This window comes from Rosenbergiella australiborealis, from assembly GCF_018494035.1.
Classification (GTDB): domain Bacteria; phylum Pseudomonadota; class Gammaproteobacteria; order Enterobacterales; family Enterobacteriaceae; genus Rosenbergiella; species Rosenbergiella australiborealis.
The window spans coordinates 1-14544 of sequence record NZ_JABBFO010000010.1; the positions used below are offsets into that span (position 1 = coordinate 1).

Below are 14544 nucleotides of genomic sequence, written 5' to 3' on the forward strand. Positions count from 1 at the left end.
TTTTCATAGAGATCTCCCCTGTTCAGATTACGAGAAAATTCTACTTATGAACACACCGGTTTTTCGGGGGGATTACCAGATTATGGAACAACAATTTTTTAATCTATACATGGTTTTTTTAAAGCATTGTGCCCAACTCTAACCTATTGTTCATTACAATAGGGCTTATATTGATTTGTTAATACTCGATCATGGCCATCAGATTGATATTTCAGAAATGAGTGATAACAGACTTGATACTTATAGATGCGCGATACCTATTATTTGGTTACCTATATGATATCAGGATAAAAACCCTAGAAAACACTAAAAAACTTTCAATATCATACTAGCACGTAACACTATTTATTATTAGATAGTTAAATAATATTCAATTTATAGAAAAATTATCTATCTTAATCATAGATTTCTATCTAGGAATACTACAGATTAACTCTCAATTTTTGCCTTTTTCTGGTTAAGACCACTTATCAATAGGCATAAAAAAACCCGCCGAAGCGGGTTTAGGTCAGCAGTGACTGCGTTGTTATTTACTGCCCGGACGTAGCGCTGGGAAGAGAATGACATCACGGATGGTATGGCTATTCGTGAATAGCATCACCATACGGTCGATACCAATGCCAAGACCCGCGGTTGGCGGTAGACCATGCTCGAGGGCGGTGACGTAATCTTCATCATAGAACATCGCTTCATCATCACCGGCGTCTTTAGCGTTAACTTGTTGTAAGAAACGTTCGGCTTGGTCTTGTGCATCGTTCAACTCGGAGAAGCCATTACCAATTTCGCGCCCACCAATAAAGAACTCGAAGCGGTCAGTAATTTCTGGGTTATCATCATTACGACGTGCTAGCGGAGAAACCTCGGCTGGGTATTCGGTGATAAAGGTTGGCTGAATTAGTTGTGCTTCAGCAGTCTCCTCAAAGATTTCCGTGACAACACGGCCCAATCCCCAACTTTTTTCCACTTTTATACCGATGCTTTGCGCGATGGCGACGGCTTTATCAAAGTCTTCAAGGTCGGCGAGATCGGTCTCTGGACGGTATTTTTTGATCGCTTCACGCATCGTCAACTTATCGAACGGCTTCCCGAAATCGAAGGTATACTCGCCGTAAGGGACTTCGGTGGTGCCGAGTACGTCTTGTGCCAAGGTACGGAACAGGCTCTCGGTCAGTTCGATCAGGTCGCGGTAATCGGCATACGCCATATAGAGTTCCATCATGGTGAACTCTGGGTTATGGCGAGGTGAGATCCCTTCATTACGGAAGTTACGGTTAATCTCAAACACGCGGTCAAACCCACCGACCACTAAACGTTTTAGATAGAGTTCTGGCGCGATACGCAGGTACATATCGATATCTAACGCATTGTGATGGGTAATAAAAGGTCGTGCAGAAGCACCGCCTGGGATCACCTGCATCATCGGGGTTTCGACTTCCATAAACTGGCGGTCGACCATAAATTGACGCACACCGGCCATTATTTTTGAGCGAATTTGGAAGGTATGACGTGATTCGTCGTTAGCAATCAGGTCTAAATAACGCTGACGGTAACGGGTTTCTTGATCAGCTAGGCCGTGGAATTTATCTGGCAGCGGGCGCAGTGCTTTAGTCAACAGGCGTAATTCACTACAGTGAATAGAGAGCTCACCGGTTTTGGTTTTAAACAGCTTACCGCGTGCTCCTAGGATATCGCCCAGATCCCATTTTTTAAATTGTTCGTTATAGTAGCCTTCCGCCAGATCATCACGGGAAACATAAAGCTGAATTCGGCCGCCAACATCTTGTAAGGTCGCGAAAGAGGCTTTACCCATGATACGACGCGTCATCATACGACCAGCAACCGTTACCTCGATACCTAAATCTTCTAAGGCTTCTTGGCTTTGCTCATCGTATTGCTGATGCAGGACATCAGAACGGTGCTCAGGACGGAAGTCATTCGGGAATGGGTTGCCTTTTTCACGTAAAGCTACCAGTTTTTCGCGACGTGAACTCAGTTCGTTATTGAGTTCTTGGGCTAGATCCGCCGGCGCGGGAGTTTGTTCTGACATGAGGGTTCCTTATAGGCCAGCTTTCAGGCTAGCTTCAATAAATCGATCTAAATCGCCATCGAGGACGGCCTGCGTATTTCGGGTTTCAACACTGGTGCGGAGATCTTTGATCCGCGAGTCATCTAGGACATATGAGCGAATTTGACTGCCCCAACCAATGTCGGATTTATTCTCTTCCATCACCTGCTTCTCAGCATTTTTCTTTTGCATTTCCAGCTCATATAATTTCGCTTTCATCTGCTTCATGGCTTGGTCTTTGTTCTTATGCTGAGAACGGTCATTCTGGCACTGAGTTACGGTACCGGTTGGAATATGGGTAATACGGACCGCTGATTCTGTTTTATTGACGTGCTGACCGCCCGCCCCAGAGGCGCGGTAAACATCGATCCGTAGGTCTGCCGGGTTGATATCGATATCGATATTCTCATCCACTTCTGGATAAATAAAGGCAGAGCTAAAGGAGGTGTGGCGACGGCCTCCTGAATCAAAGGGACTTTTACGCACAAGACGATGAACACCGGTTTCGGTTCTTAACCATCCAAAGGCATAATCACCGATAATTTTTACGGTTGCGGACTTAATACCGGCAACGTCGCCGTCGGAAACTTCAATGATTTCGGTTTTAAAGCCTTTTGCTTCCGCCCAACGTAGATACATCCGTAACAACATGTTTGCCCAATCCTGAGCTTCCGTTCCGCCAGAACCTGCTTGCAGATCAATGTAGCAATCAGCGCTGTCATACTCGCCGGAGAACATCCGCCGAAACTCTAATTCTGCGAGTTTTTTGTCGAGCGTCTCTAGCTCGGCAATCGCTTCGTTAAAGGTTTCTTCGTCGTCGGCTTCGACGGCTAATTCGAGTAATCCACTGACATCCTCTAAGCCTTGCGCCAATTGGTCGAAGGTTTCGACAATGGCTTCAAGCGTGGAGCGCTCCTTCCCTAAGGCTTGCGCGCGCTCAGGATCGTTCCAGACATCAGATTGTTCAAGTTCTGCGTTAACTTCTTCTAAACGCTCATTTTTTGCATCATAGTCAAAGGTACCCCCGAAGAACATCGCTGCGCTCGGTAAGGTCTTGAATACGATTTTTTATCGGATTGATTTCAAACATAGTTTGTTGTCTTAAGTTGAAGATAAAAAAGTGAAACAGAGGGTGCAGATTCTACCCGAAACCACCCTCGGCGTGTAACCTCTTTTTAGGCTTTTGGCCAGAGGTATTCGACTAATAGTTGCGCGCTGCGCTGTCCGCGGTACTCATTAACATCCAGTTTATAAGCCAAAGTCGCCCGTTGAATACTCGGGTCAGGCCATTGTTGTAGGTCAACATTAAAGGCGATGCCATCAATAAGCGGGCCACCGCAGACCGGTTCGAGTAGCAGTTTTAGGTGCTTTTGTCCGACTAACCGTTGTTGCAATAGTTTAAATTCACCGTCGAAAAGCGGTTCTGGAAACATCTGTCCCCACGGCCCGGCATTGCGTAACATCTCCGCCGTCTCTACCGTCATTTGCCCAGCCGCCAGTTCGCCATCCGACCAGAGAACCCCTTTTAGCGCATCCTGATCGAGCCATTCGTTGACTAATTGCGCGAAGCTATCGCGAAAAAGTGGGAAGTTTTGTTCGGATAAACTTAATCCCGCGGCCATAGCATGCCCCCCGAATTTGAGGAGTAACCCCGGTTGTTGGCTATCTAACCGCTCTAGTACATCTCGTAGATGCAAGCCGGCAATGGAGCGCCCCGAACCTTTTAAGATCCCCTCCCCCGCTGGCGCAAATGCAATTACCGGGCGGTGGAATCGCTCTTTGAGACGCGAGGCAACAATCCCGACCACCCCTTGATGCCATTCTGGGTGATAAAAGGCTAACCCGCTGGGAAGATGTTGCTGTTGCGCCAACTGTTCACAAATCACCAGTGCCTCTTGCTGCATGCCCTGCTCAATCTCTTTGCGAGTCTGGTTGAGCGCATCAAGTTCGACAGCCAACATGCGCGCTTGCGCGTCATTTTCGGTGAGTAACAGCTCTACCCCTTGCGACATATCGTCCAAACGTCCCGCGGCATTGAGTCGCGGGCCAAGGGCAAAACCTAAATCACTGGCCGCAAGCCGTGAGGCTTGGCGTTGGCTGACCTCGACCAAGGCGCGGATCCCCGGTCGACATTTGCCTGCGCGAATACGTTGTAAGCCTTGCCAGACCAAAATTCGGTTGTTGGCATCGAGAGGCACGACATCGGCAACGGTGCCCAGTGCCACCAGATCCAACAAATCGGCAAGATTCGGGACAGCGCCGGTAAACCACCCTTGTTCACGTAAGTAAGCACGTAGTGCTAGCATCACGTAAAAGGCCACGCCTACTCCGGCAAGATGTTTTGAAGGAAAGGTGGCGTCATGCAGATTGGGGTTAACCATGGCTGCCGCTGCCGGTAATTGCTCGCCGGGAAGATGGTGATCGGTGATGATAACCGGGATCCCAAGCGTTGTGGCATAGTCGACACCGGCAATTGAGGAGATACCGTTATCAACCGTAAAGATCAGTTGTGCTTTGCGTGCATGCGCTAAGTCAACCACTTCGGGGCTCAATCCATAGCCCTGCTCAAACCGATTCGGCACTAGGTAGCTGACTTGTTCTGCACCAAATTGTTTTAGGGCTAGCACGGACAGTGCGGTGCTAGTCGCCCCATCGGCATCAAAGTCCCCCACAACCATGATATGCAGGTTATCACGCATGGCTTGATGCAATAGCGCTACCGCTTGCTCAATACCTGTTAGGCCAGTGGGCGGTAGGAGGTAATTGGCCCCACGCTCAAGCTGCGCGGCATTATCAATGCCGCGTTGTCGGTATAACTGTTGCAGTAAGGGGGGAAGCGTTGCTGCGAGCTGGACGTCAGCCAAGGGCTGACGTCGTTTAAGTTCAGGTATTGCGCGTGAAGACAAGGGATTATCCTGCGTTGATGCGATCCAGATATTGTTTGAGTTCGTTCGGGCCTTGATAACCGGGGATCATGACTCCGTTTTTCGTCAGAATCGCTGGAGTACCCTGAATACCGTAAAGTAAGCCGAGTTGGTATTGTTTTGCAATATCGATATTACAGCTTGCAGCGGCTGGGGTTTTGCCGGCCATCGCGGCATCAAACGCGGCTTTAGGATCTTTTGCACACCAGATATTTTTCATGGCTTTCGCTACGTCGCCTTGTACACCTTCACGCGGGAAGGCTAAATAGCGTACGGTGATCCCCAGCGCGTTATAGTCGGATATTTGTTGGTGTAATTTGTGGCAATAGCCACAGGTGATATCGGTAAATACCGTCACCACATGTTGCTCTTTAGGCGCTTTATAAACGATCATTTCTGGCGCTAAGGCTTCGACTTTTTTGTCTAATGTTTGAAAAGTGACGTTAACCGGTGATTGACCGCTGATATTGTAGAGCGGCCCTTGGATCATCTGTTTGCCATCATCCGTGACATAGAGCACACCGTTATCGGTTAATACGGTGCTCACTCCCGGTAAAGGTGATGACTGAATGTCACTGATGCTTACGCCCAATTTAGTGAGAGATTGGATAATGGCCGCATTGTTGGCATAGCTAGCAGTAGAGACGCTGGCGAGTAGCGCCACCATCGGGATTAAGGTTTTTTTCAGCATTTCCGTATCCTTTTTGCTTCCCCCGCTAAGCGCGTGGGTGATGCTGTTGGTGCAGTTGACGAAGTCGTTCGTTGGCAACGTGCGTGTAAATTTGCGTGGTTGAGAGGTCACTGTGACCTAATAGCATTTGGACGACGCGCAAATCGGCACCGTGATTAAGTAAATGTGTGGCAAAGGCATGGCGTAGCACGTGAGGAGAGAGCTTGGCGCTATCAATACCGGCGATTACTGCGTAATGCTTAATTCGGTGCCAGAAAGTCTGGCGGGTCATTTGCTGTCCACGATTGCTGGGAAAGACTATATCAATTTTTGCGCCATTAATCAGCCAAGGACGACCATGTTCCAGATAATTTTCTAGCCAGTAGATGGCCTCTTCCCCTAACGGGACTAGTCGCTCTTTGTTTCCCTTACCGAGAATACGGACAACGCCTTGACGTAAACTCAGGTCGCTTAAGCTAAGCCCGGTCAGCTCAGAGACCCGAAGTCCCGTGGCGTAGAGTAGCTCGATCATCGCCTTATCACGCAGTTCTAACGGAATTTCCGTGGAGGGCGCTTCAAGTAATCGAGCGACTTGCGCTTCGCTGAGATCTTTGGGCAGACGCTGCGGAAGTTTAGGGGATGAGAGTAAGGCACTGGGGTCGTCGCTGCGCAGTTGCTCGCGGTAGAGATATTGAAAGAGCTGGCGCATCGCACTGAGCTGACGCGCAGAGCTGGTGGCACGGTAGCCACCTTCGAGCTTTTCTGCAAGAAATGCTTGTAAGTCCGGGGCGCTCACCGTTAATAATGCGAAATGATGGGCCGCTAACCACTCGGTCAGTTGTGTTAGATCACGGCGATAAGCTTCAAGGGTGTTGGCGGCTAAATTACGTTCTATCCAGAGTTGATCGATAAATCCTTCAATTAAGGGGTCGATCGTGGGCAATGATGTCGGGCTTTGCATAGGTTCCTCATCAAATGGCCTGAGCTAAACAGCGCCTATTATGCATCAACTACGTCTGGCTGTATGCTTTCTGCTACACTCAGCAAAAAATATGCGCCTAAGAGTCAATCGAAAATGAAAATAGGGTTATTTTACGGTTCGAGCACTTGCTATACCGAAATGGCGGCGGAGAAAATTCAGGATTTTATCGGCCATGATTTAGTTAGCCTGCATAATGTTAAAGAGGCCGATCTCTCGGCAATGACTGAGTATGACTTGCTTATTCTGGGTATGCCGACTTGGGATTTTGGCGAACTCCAAGAAGATTGGGAAGCTCAGTGGCAGGCCCTAGCCGACCTTGATCTTTCAGGAAAGATTGTCGCGCTGTACGGCCTGGGTGACCAAGCTGGTTATAGCGAGTGGTTTTTGGATGCGCTCGGGATGCTACACGACCTGTTGCAAGCAAAGGGTGTCTCTTTTGTCGGATACTGGCCGATTACCGGTTATGAGTTTATCAGTAAAAAGCCGCTGACAGCGGAAGGTCAGCACTTTGTGGGCCTAGCCTTAGATGATGTGAATCAATTCGATGAGACGGATACGCGTATCGAGAACTGGTGCGAACAGATTTTAACCGAAGTTTCCGCGCTGCTGTAGCGACCTATTTCCACTGTCGATTACGGCCTTTTAACCAGTAGAAGCGTAGGTTTCGCCACGCTTGCTGCGACATGCTATCGGCCATCAACCAAAAGTGTTGATGGCGCTGCCCGCAACGCCAGCTGATCATCACGCCCCAAGGTAACCAACAGAGTGGCGAGACTACGCGCCATGATTGTTGCTGCCAGTACCAGGCTTCTTGATCGTCAATATGCAGGGTTCCTACTCTTGATAAAAGGCGCCGTAAGGTGCGTTGTCTTTCGTAAAGGAGCCCGATAATCGCCAAAGGCTTAAGTAGATAAAAGATTCCAAACCAAGGCGATATCAGCATAACCACCAAGAGTAAAAGCATCCAACCCTTTGCGGCATAGAGAGCATAGCGCGAGACATGGATTTCAGTTTGCCACAGGACCGCGCGCACTGTTACGTGTCCGAATTAAGTCGACCATTTCTTTAAGCTCACGATTCGCGGGTTGTCCATGCCCCATTAACCAATTAAAGAGATCAGGGTCATCGGCTTTGAGTAAGGCGATAAAGGCGCGCTTTTGCTGGTCGGTTAACGTATGGTATTCGTGCTCAAAAAAAGGCCGTACAGCAATATCGAGTTCCAACATGCCGCGTCGGCACGCCCAGTGAATACGTGATGTGTCTTGAATACCTATTTCTGCTATTTCCACACTCAGTTCCTCTATAATGACCCTAATCAAGTGTATAGAGTGTAACGCAGAGCTTGGGCGAACGGCAGTGTCAATCGCCGTCTATTCGGGTTAACTCGCACTTTTGTGTTTGCTTACCGCTTTTCAGGCTTTACGCTTTATTGAATAATGATGCCAATATTGGAATGCGATATTACGCGTTTCTGTTCACTGTTGTACGACAGGAGATAACATGCTTTCTCAACCAGATAATACCGTTACCCATGCCGATTTGGTGTTTTGTGCACTCACCGATTGGGCATTGGTTACGGCTCAAGGCGCCGATGCGACGGCTTATTTGCAGGGACAACTCACCGCAGACTTGAGTCTACTGCCCGAACATAGTCATCAGCTTGCTGCCCATTGTGATGCAAAGGGCAAGATGTGGAGTAATCTGCGCATCTTTCATGAGGGCGAAGGCTATTGTTATTTATTGCGCCGCAGCGTGCGCGAGCAACAACTGACCGAACTGAAGAAATATGCCGTGTTCTCCAAAGTGACCTTGGCTGCCGATGATAGTCGCGCGATTATTGGCGTGATGGGCCGACACGCCACGGCGGTTTTACAGCAACACTTTGCTCAGCTGCCAGATGCCACTCACCCTTTGGTGAGAGTAGGCACTTCTATTCTCTTGTGGTTAGCGACCCCGGAAAATCGCTATATCGTGATTGCTGAACCTGCAACGGCTCAAGCGTTACTTAATCACGCCCCTGCTGCGGTTTATGACCAGCAATTGTGGTTAGCCGCTGAGATTGCCGCCGGCATTCCCGTTATCGATTCAGCTAACAGTGCTCAATTTATTCCACAAGCCGCCAACTTGCAGGCTTTAGGGGCGATTAGCTTTAAAAAAGGCTGCTATAGCGGGCAGGAGATGGTGGCCCGTGCCAAGTACCGAGGGGCAAATAAGCGTGCTCTCTATTGGTTGTCTGGATCTGCAATGGCGGCTATTGCGCCGGGAGAGGCCGTTGAACTACAAATGGGCGATAACTGGCGTAAGACCGGGACAGTTCTCTGTTCGGTGATGCACGATGAGTGCCAGTTATGGGTACAGGTTATCTTAAATAACGATCTCGATAGCGAGCATCTGTTTCGGCGAGAAGGTGAGGCTGAAAGTGAACTACGCATTCAGCCATTGCCCTATTCTCTGGACGATGCGTAACCGACCAACTCCCGTCCCTGTCTTCATTAAAATTACATGACAATGACTTCCCCCTAAAAGCAAAAACGATGCGGATAGGGGGAGATACTTGATGTTATTTTCCAGCCACAACACGCTACTTTATATAAAAGTAGATAGCACAAAAATGGCAAATAGCGCCCCCTAAAACAAAGGCGTGCCATATTGCATGGTTGTAGGGAATTCGACGATTGACGTAGAAAATCACCCCTAATGAATAGACGATTCCACCAATAGCAAGCAACCATACACTTGCAGCAGAGAGTTTAGTCGCCATCTGATAAATGACGACTAAGGATAACCAGCCCATAAGTAGGTAGGTGACGACCGATAACACTTTGAATCGATGGGCAAAGACTAATTTAAAAATAATTCCCAGTAGTGCCAATGCCCAGATTACGACCATCAGCCCTTCCGCTAAGGGTGATCGTAATCCAACCAGTAAGAATGGCGTATAAGTTCCGGCAATCAATAAATAAATAGCACAGTGATCAATTTTCTTTAACCACGGCTTAGCATCGGGATTGGGAATAGCATGGTAGAGGGTCGATGCAAGAAAGAGAATAATCATACTCCCCCCATACAAGCTATAACTGATAACGGTGATCAGGTCAGCATCACGTTCAATAGCTTGATTAAGCAGCAGTATTAAACCGACAATTCCAAACAGACAGCCCAAGCCATGACTGACACTATTCGCGATTTCTTCCGAAAATGAATATCCAGTAGAGAAAGTCTGTATCTTAGCCATAATTGCTAGGTTAACTCCTCGTTAATCTAATAAGCGAATGAATAGACTAACTGAGATCAAATTCAGAGTACAAGTGTAAGCTCAAATAAAACTGTGAATAGGTGTAACCCCCCTTTTCAGGGGGGATTTTATCAAGGTGAATAATCGCCAACCGGTACACAGGAACAGAATAGATTGCGGTCGCCGTAAACGTCATCTAAGCGTTTGACCGTAGGCCAATATTTGTTCTCTGTTCCCGCTGGGAAAACAGCGGTTTCTCGTGAGTAAGGATGCGACCAGTTATCGAGTAGCTCCTGTTGAATATGTGGAGCATTCACTAGTGGGTTATCCTCCAGTGGCCAGATTCCTTGGGCGACCTGCTCGATCTCTTCTCGAATGGCGAGCATCGCGTCAATAAATCGATCCAGTTCTTGCAAACTTTCTGATTCTGTCGGCTCAACCATCAGCGTACCGGCAACGGGAAAGGACATCGTTGGGGCATGAAACCCGTAATCGATAAGACGTTTAGCGATATCCATTTCGCTAATCCCTACCCGTTCTTTAAGCGGACGAATATCGAGAATACATTCATGTGCAACCCGCCCTGTTGGCCCTGTATATAAAATTTCGTAGGCCGATTTTAGCCGTGTCGCAATGTAGTTCGCATTGAGAATTGCCACTGAACTGGCTTGTTTTAATCCCTCCCCACCCATCATTCGGATATACATCCAGCTAATTGGAAGGATTGATGCACTGCCAAAAGGTGCCGCACTTACCGCCCCTTGCTCGGTTAGCAATGACGATTGGATGATACTGTGTCCTGGCACAAAGGGCGCTAGATGTGCTTTTACGCCAATCGGCCCCATTCCCGGACCTCCGCCACCATGCGGAATACAGAATGTTTTATGAAGGTTGAGGTGTGAAACATCCGCTCCAATATGGCCAGGAGTTGTGATCCCCACTTGCGCGTTCATATTGGCCCCATCAAGATAGACTTGTCCGCCATAGTGATGAACAACGTCACAGACTTCACGGATTGTCTCTTCATATACCCCGTGCGTGGAGGGATAGGTCACCATAATGCAGGAGAGGTGCTCACCCGCTTGGCTGGCTTTCGTGCGTAAATCGAGTAAGTCGATATTGCCCTGCTTATCACAGGCTACGACGATAACCTCCATACCGGCCATTTGGGCAGAGGCAGGGTTAGTCCCATGCGCTGATGCAGGAATAAGGCAAATATTACGTTGCCCTTGGTGACGGCTTTCATGGTAGCGACGAATCGCCAGTAGCCCGGCATATTCCCCCTGTGCACCAGAATTGGGTTGCATGCATAGCGCATCATAGCCGGTTAGGACGACCAACCAATGAGAGAGTTGCTCTATCATTTCTAAGTAACCCGCCGCCTGCTCCGTCGGACAGAATGGGTGGAGTTCGGCAAATTCTGGCCAAGTGATCGGTAGCATTTCAGCCACTGCGTTAAGTTTCATGGTACATGAACCTAACGGGATCATCGCTTGATTCAGTGCGAGATCCTTGCGCTCCAGTTTGTGAAGGTAGCGCAGCATTTCCGTTTCACTGTGGTACTGATTAAATACGGGATGCGTCAAGATAGCTTGTTGGCGCAAGAGATCGTCAGGGATTATCGGATGCTGAGTAACGGTATGATCGTATTGGTCGATATCGAGATCAATCGCTCGACCAAGAAGGATCTGAGCTAGCACGATGATATCTTCACGTTGGGTGGTTTCATCAAGGGTGATGCCCACTGCGTGATGGAGATCACTGCGTAAATTACATTGATGCTGTTCTGCTCGCTTAAGAACTTCGGCTTTATCTGCAACATCTACCGTTAGCGTGTCGAACCAGAGCTGATGGCGAAGTTTAAGGCCGTTATCTTGGATTATTTTTGCAAGGATCTGCGTGTAGCGATGAATGCGCTGTGCGATACGCTTTAGCCCTTTAGGCCCATGCCAAACGGCATACATACCCGCCATATTGGCCAGCAGTACTTGCGATGTACAGATATTGGAATTGGCTTTTTCACGACGGATATGTTGTTCGCGGGTTTGCATTGCCATACGGAGCGCAGTGTTACCTTGAACGTCCCGAGAAACGCCGATAATACGACCCGGCATCGCCCGTTTAAAAACCTCTTTAGTGGCAAAGAAGGCCGCATGCGGTCCACCGTAGCCCATAGGAACGCCAAAGCGTTGAGAAGAACCAAACACGATATCAGCGCCCATTTCACCGGGTGATTGGAGCAGCACTAGCGCCATAAACTCGGCGGCCATTGAGATGATCACCCCTTGCTGAGTTAAGGTTGCAATCAGTGAACGGTAGTCATGCAACTGCCCTTGCGTGCCACAATATTGTAGGCAAACACCGAATAAATTTTGGTGCTCAATGGCCCGTTCAGCCTTGTCGACCACGATCTCAAAACCAAAACGTTCCGCACGCGTTTTCAGTACGTCCAACGTTTGAGGGTGCAGATCGTCTGCCACAAAGAATGTATTGGCGTTTTGGCGCTTGCTGACCCGCTTTGCCATTGCCATGGCTTCAGCCGCAGCGGTGGCTTCATCGAGTAACGAGGCGGAGGCAACCTCCATTCCGGTTAACTCTAGGGTGACTTGCTGGAAATTCAAGAGTGCTTCAAGACGCCCTTGTGAAACTTCAGGTTGATAAGGGGTATACGCGGTATACCAACCCGGGTTTTCCAATAAGTTACGTAGGATGACGGGGGGCGTGTGTACTGCGCTATACCCCATTCCAATCCAAGATTTGTAACGGCGATTTTTAGCCGCAATTGTTTTTAGTTCCGCTAAGGCTTGATGTTCAGTACAAGAAGGTAATGTGAGAGGAGAGGACGAAAGTTGTATATCTTCAGGCACGATAGACGCAATCAACTTCGACAATTCAGATGCACCAATCTGATGTAACATCTGCTGCTGTTGTTCAGTATCAGGACCTATATGGCGACGAACGAAGGCATCTGGATTTTCTAATTGGCTAAGTGGTTGCGTCATCGTATTACTCACTCATTAATTAAAGATTGATAGGCATTTGCGTCAAGCAGTTGTCCAAGTTCATCGTCGTGACTCAGCTTGATTTTAAATAACCAACCGTCGTCATAAGGTGAGCTATTGACCTGCTCAGGGCTGTCGTTTAATGCTTCGTTAATGGCGATGATTTCACCGCTTACCGGTGCATAGATGTCTGAAGCAGCCTTGACCGATTCTGCGACTGCACAGTCGTCACCGGCGGTGACTTGACGTCCAAGGGCGGGTAGATCAATAAATACCATGTCTCCTAAAAGGCTTTGTGCATGTTCAGTAATGCCTACCGTTACCGTGCCATCACCTTCTTGACGCACCCACTCATGACTGTCGCGGTATTTTAATTGTTGCGGTACATTGCTCATTTTATTCTTCTCCATGATTAAATTAACGATTTACCTGCACGCACAAAGCAGGGGGATGTGACTAAAAGCGGTAGCTCACGTTCACGAATCCGTACCTGTGCATTGTCGCCAATGGTCGCGGGAACACGTGCAAGACCAATGCTGCAACCGAGTGTCGGCGAGTAAGACCCACTGGTGATGGTACCTGTTTGCTGTTGACCATTGCTGTCAGTAAAAAAGAGGGATAAACCATTTCGTAACATCCCTTTTTCGTGCAACACCACGCCAACTAATTTTTGCGTACTCTGCTCTCTTTGACGCTCCAGTATTTGTCGCCCGATAAATTCGCGGTCATCCGGCTGCCATGCGACAGTCCATGCCATATTGGCCGCCAGTGGCGAGATAGATTCGTCCATTTCTTGTCCATAAAGGTTTAAACCCGCTTCCAAGCGTAATGTGTCACGAGCCCCTAACCCCGCGGGTTTAACGCCAGCTTCAAGCAGCTTTTCCCATAACAAGGGTGCCTGTTCGGCAGGAAGAGCGATTTCATAGCCTTGCTCCCCAGTGTAGCCGGTGGTGGCAATAAACCAGCCTTCACTTTCTACAGCAAAAAACGGTTTCATATCGGCCACGGCTTGACGCTGTGTCGTCGACATCACTGACTGTGCTTTTTCTATCGCCTGTGGACCTTGTACTGCAATTAAGGCTAAGTCTCTGCGCTCTTTGATCGCGATGCCATAGTGCTGAGATTGTTCTGCGATCCAGGTTAAGTCGTTTTCCCGCGTTGCTGAGTTGACCACTAATCGAAAGTGCTGTTCATTGAGAAAATAGACAATTAGGTCGTCAATGACGCCGCCTGAACCATTAAGCATTGCGCTGTATAACGCTTTACCCGGTACAGTCAGCTTCGCAACATCGTTAGCCAATAGATAACGTAAAAACTCCCGGGTCCGAGGACCGGTCAGATCGACAATGGTCATGTGGGAAACATCGAACATTCCTGCTGAGCGGCGGACTGCGTGATGCTCATCAAGTTGTGAACCATAGTGCAGGGGCATTAACCATCCGTGGAAATCGACGAGGCGAGCACCACAGGCTTCATGTTGTATAAAAAGAGGGGTTCGTTGACTCATAACACTCCTTCTTCCGCGGCAAATTTGCGGTGAATGAATTTGCTGGACCTAACGGGGAATACTCGCTACGCAAACGATATCCTTTAGGTAAGTTATCACTCATTGCCAGGCTTAGCCATAAGCCTAAATAGGGATAAAAGTGATATGCATCATAATGGT

The 14544-nt window shown here is 48.5% G+C and carries 13 protein-coding genes; 2 read left to right on the top strand and 11 right to left on the bottom strand.

The window, feature by feature from the left end:
- Positions 1–526: 526 nt before the first annotated feature.
- From lysS to xerD, 5 genes are all read right to left on the bottom strand, one after another.
- Complete coding sequence (gene lysS, locus HGT73_RS10750) at positions 527–2047, bottom strand: lysine--tRNA ligase (RefSeq protein ID WP_214214713.1); 1521 nt, start codon at positions 2045–2047, stop codon at positions 527–529.
- A gap of 9 nt (positions 2048–2056) precedes the next feature.
- A protein-coding gene (gene prfB / locus HGT73_RS10755; RefSeq protein WP_214214716.1) for a peptide chain release factor 2 occupies positions 2057–3155 on the bottom strand; the annotation gives its coding sequence in 2 pieces (ribosomal slippage) (positions 2057–3079 and positions 3081–3155; 1098 coding nt in all).
- An 85-nt stretch (positions 3156–3240) separates the two neighbouring features.
- Entirely contained in the window at positions 3241–4971 is a 1731-nt protein-coding gene (recJ, locus tag HGT73_RS10760) for a single-stranded-DNA-specific exonuclease RecJ (RefSeq protein WP_241623023.1), read from the bottom strand.
- A 4-nt stretch (positions 4972–4975) separates the two neighbouring features.
- On the bottom strand, positions 4976–5677 hold the full coding sequence (gene dsbC, locus HGT73_RS10765; protein ID WP_214215009.1) for a bifunctional protein-disulfide isomerase/oxidoreductase DsbC: 702 nt from the start codon (positions 5675–5677) through the stop codon (positions 4976–4978).
- Positions 5678–5705: 28 nt separating this feature from the next.
- Positions 5706–6620: a site-specific tyrosine recombinase XerD gene (xerD, locus tag HGT73_RS10770; RefSeq protein ID WP_214214718.1), complete on the bottom strand. Its 915-nt coding sequence runs from the start codon at positions 6618–6620 to the stop codon at positions 5706–5708.
- 114 nt (positions 6621–6734) lie between these two features.
- Here xerD and fldB point away from each other — a divergent pair, with 114 nt between their 5' ends.
- Positions 6735–7253 carry a flavodoxin FldB gene (fldB, locus tag HGT73_RS10775; protein ID WP_214214721.1) on the top strand — a complete coding sequence of 173 codons (519 nt, stop codon included), beginning with the start codon at positions 6735–6737 and terminating at the stop codon, positions 7251–7253.
- A gap of 4 nt (positions 7254–7257) precedes the next feature.
- On the opposite strand, the gene HGT73_RS10780 is transcribed toward fldB, so the two are convergent.
- Positions 7258–7674 (bottom strand): protein YgfX, encoded by a 417-nt coding sequence (locus tag HGT73_RS10780; protein ID WP_214214723.1) that lies wholly within the window; start codon positions 7672–7674, stop codon positions 7258–7260.
- Complete coding sequence (gene sdhE / locus HGT73_RS10785; RefSeq protein WP_214215016.1) at positions 7649–7915, bottom strand: FAD assembly factor SdhE; 267 nt, start codon at positions 7913–7915, stop codon at positions 7649–7651. Before sdhE ends, HGT73_RS10780 begins: the two co-directional genes overlap by 26 nt.
- A gap of 226 nt (positions 7916–8141) precedes the next feature.
- Between sdhE and ygfZ the strand changes: the two genes are divergently transcribed.
- Entirely contained in the window at positions 8142–9107 is a 966-nt protein-coding gene (gene ygfZ / locus HGT73_RS10790; protein WP_214214724.1) for a tRNA-modifying protein YgfZ, read from the top strand.
- A 115-nt stretch (positions 9108–9222) separates the two neighbouring features.
- Here ygfZ and trhA read toward each other — a convergent pair whose 3' ends face one another.
- The 4 genes from trhA to gcvT all read right to left on the bottom strand — a co-directional run bounded on the left by trhA (position 9223) and on the right by gcvT (position 14385).
- On the bottom strand, positions 9223–9876 hold the full coding sequence (trhA, locus tag HGT73_RS10795) for a PAQR family membrane homeostasis protein TrhA (protein ID WP_214214731.1): 654 nt from the start codon (positions 9874–9876) through the stop codon (positions 9223–9225).
- A 131-nt stretch (positions 9877–10007) separates the two neighbouring features.
- Positions 10008–12878: an aminomethyl-transferring glycine dehydrogenase gene (gene gcvP / locus HGT73_RS10800; protein WP_214214734.1), complete on the bottom strand. Its 2871-nt coding sequence runs from the start codon at positions 12876–12878 to the stop codon at positions 10008–10010.
- A gap of 8 nt (positions 12879–12886) precedes the next feature.
- Positions 12887–13273 (bottom strand): glycine cleavage system protein GcvH, encoded by a 387-nt coding sequence (gene gcvH, locus HGT73_RS10805; protein WP_214214736.1) that lies wholly within the window; start codon positions 13271–13273, stop codon positions 12887–12889.
- A 17-nt stretch (positions 13274–13290) separates the two neighbouring features.
- Positions 13291–14385, bottom strand: a complete 1095-nt coding sequence (gcvT, locus tag HGT73_RS10810; protein WP_214214746.1) for a glycine cleavage system aminomethyltransferase GcvT — start codon at positions 14383–14385, stop codon at positions 13291–13293.
- Between the last annotated feature and the right edge of the window lie 159 nt (positions 14386–14544).

Coding starts and splice junctions, on each gene's coding strand:
- lysS (WP_214214713.1), bottom strand. CDS start 2,047: ATGTCAGAACAAACTCCCGCGCCGGCGGATCTAGCCCAAGAACTCAAT.
- xerD (WP_214214718.1), bottom strand. CDS start 6,620: ATGCAAAGCCCGACATCATTGCCCACGATCGACCCCTTAATTGAAGGA.
- fldB (WP_214214721.1), top strand. CDS start 6,735: ATGAAAATAGGGTTATTTTACGGTTCGAGCACTTGCTATACCGAAATG.
- ygfZ (WP_214214724.1), top strand. CDS start 8,142: ATGCTTTCTCAACCAGATAATACCGTTACCCATGCCGATTTGGTGTTT.
- trhA (WP_214214731.1), bottom strand. CDS start 9,876: ATGGCTAAGATACAGACTTTCTCTACTGGATATTCATTTTCGGAAGAA.
- gcvP (WP_214214734.1), bottom strand. CDS start 12,878: ATGACGCAACCACTTAGCCAATTAGAAAATCCAGATGCCTTCGTTCGT.
- gcvH (WP_214214736.1), bottom strand. CDS start 13,273: ATGAGCAATGTACCGCAACAATTAAAATACCGCGACAGTCATGAGTGG.
- gcvT (WP_214214746.1), bottom strand. CDS start 14,385: ATGAGTCAACGAACCCCTCTTTTTATACAACATGAAGCCTGTGGTGCT.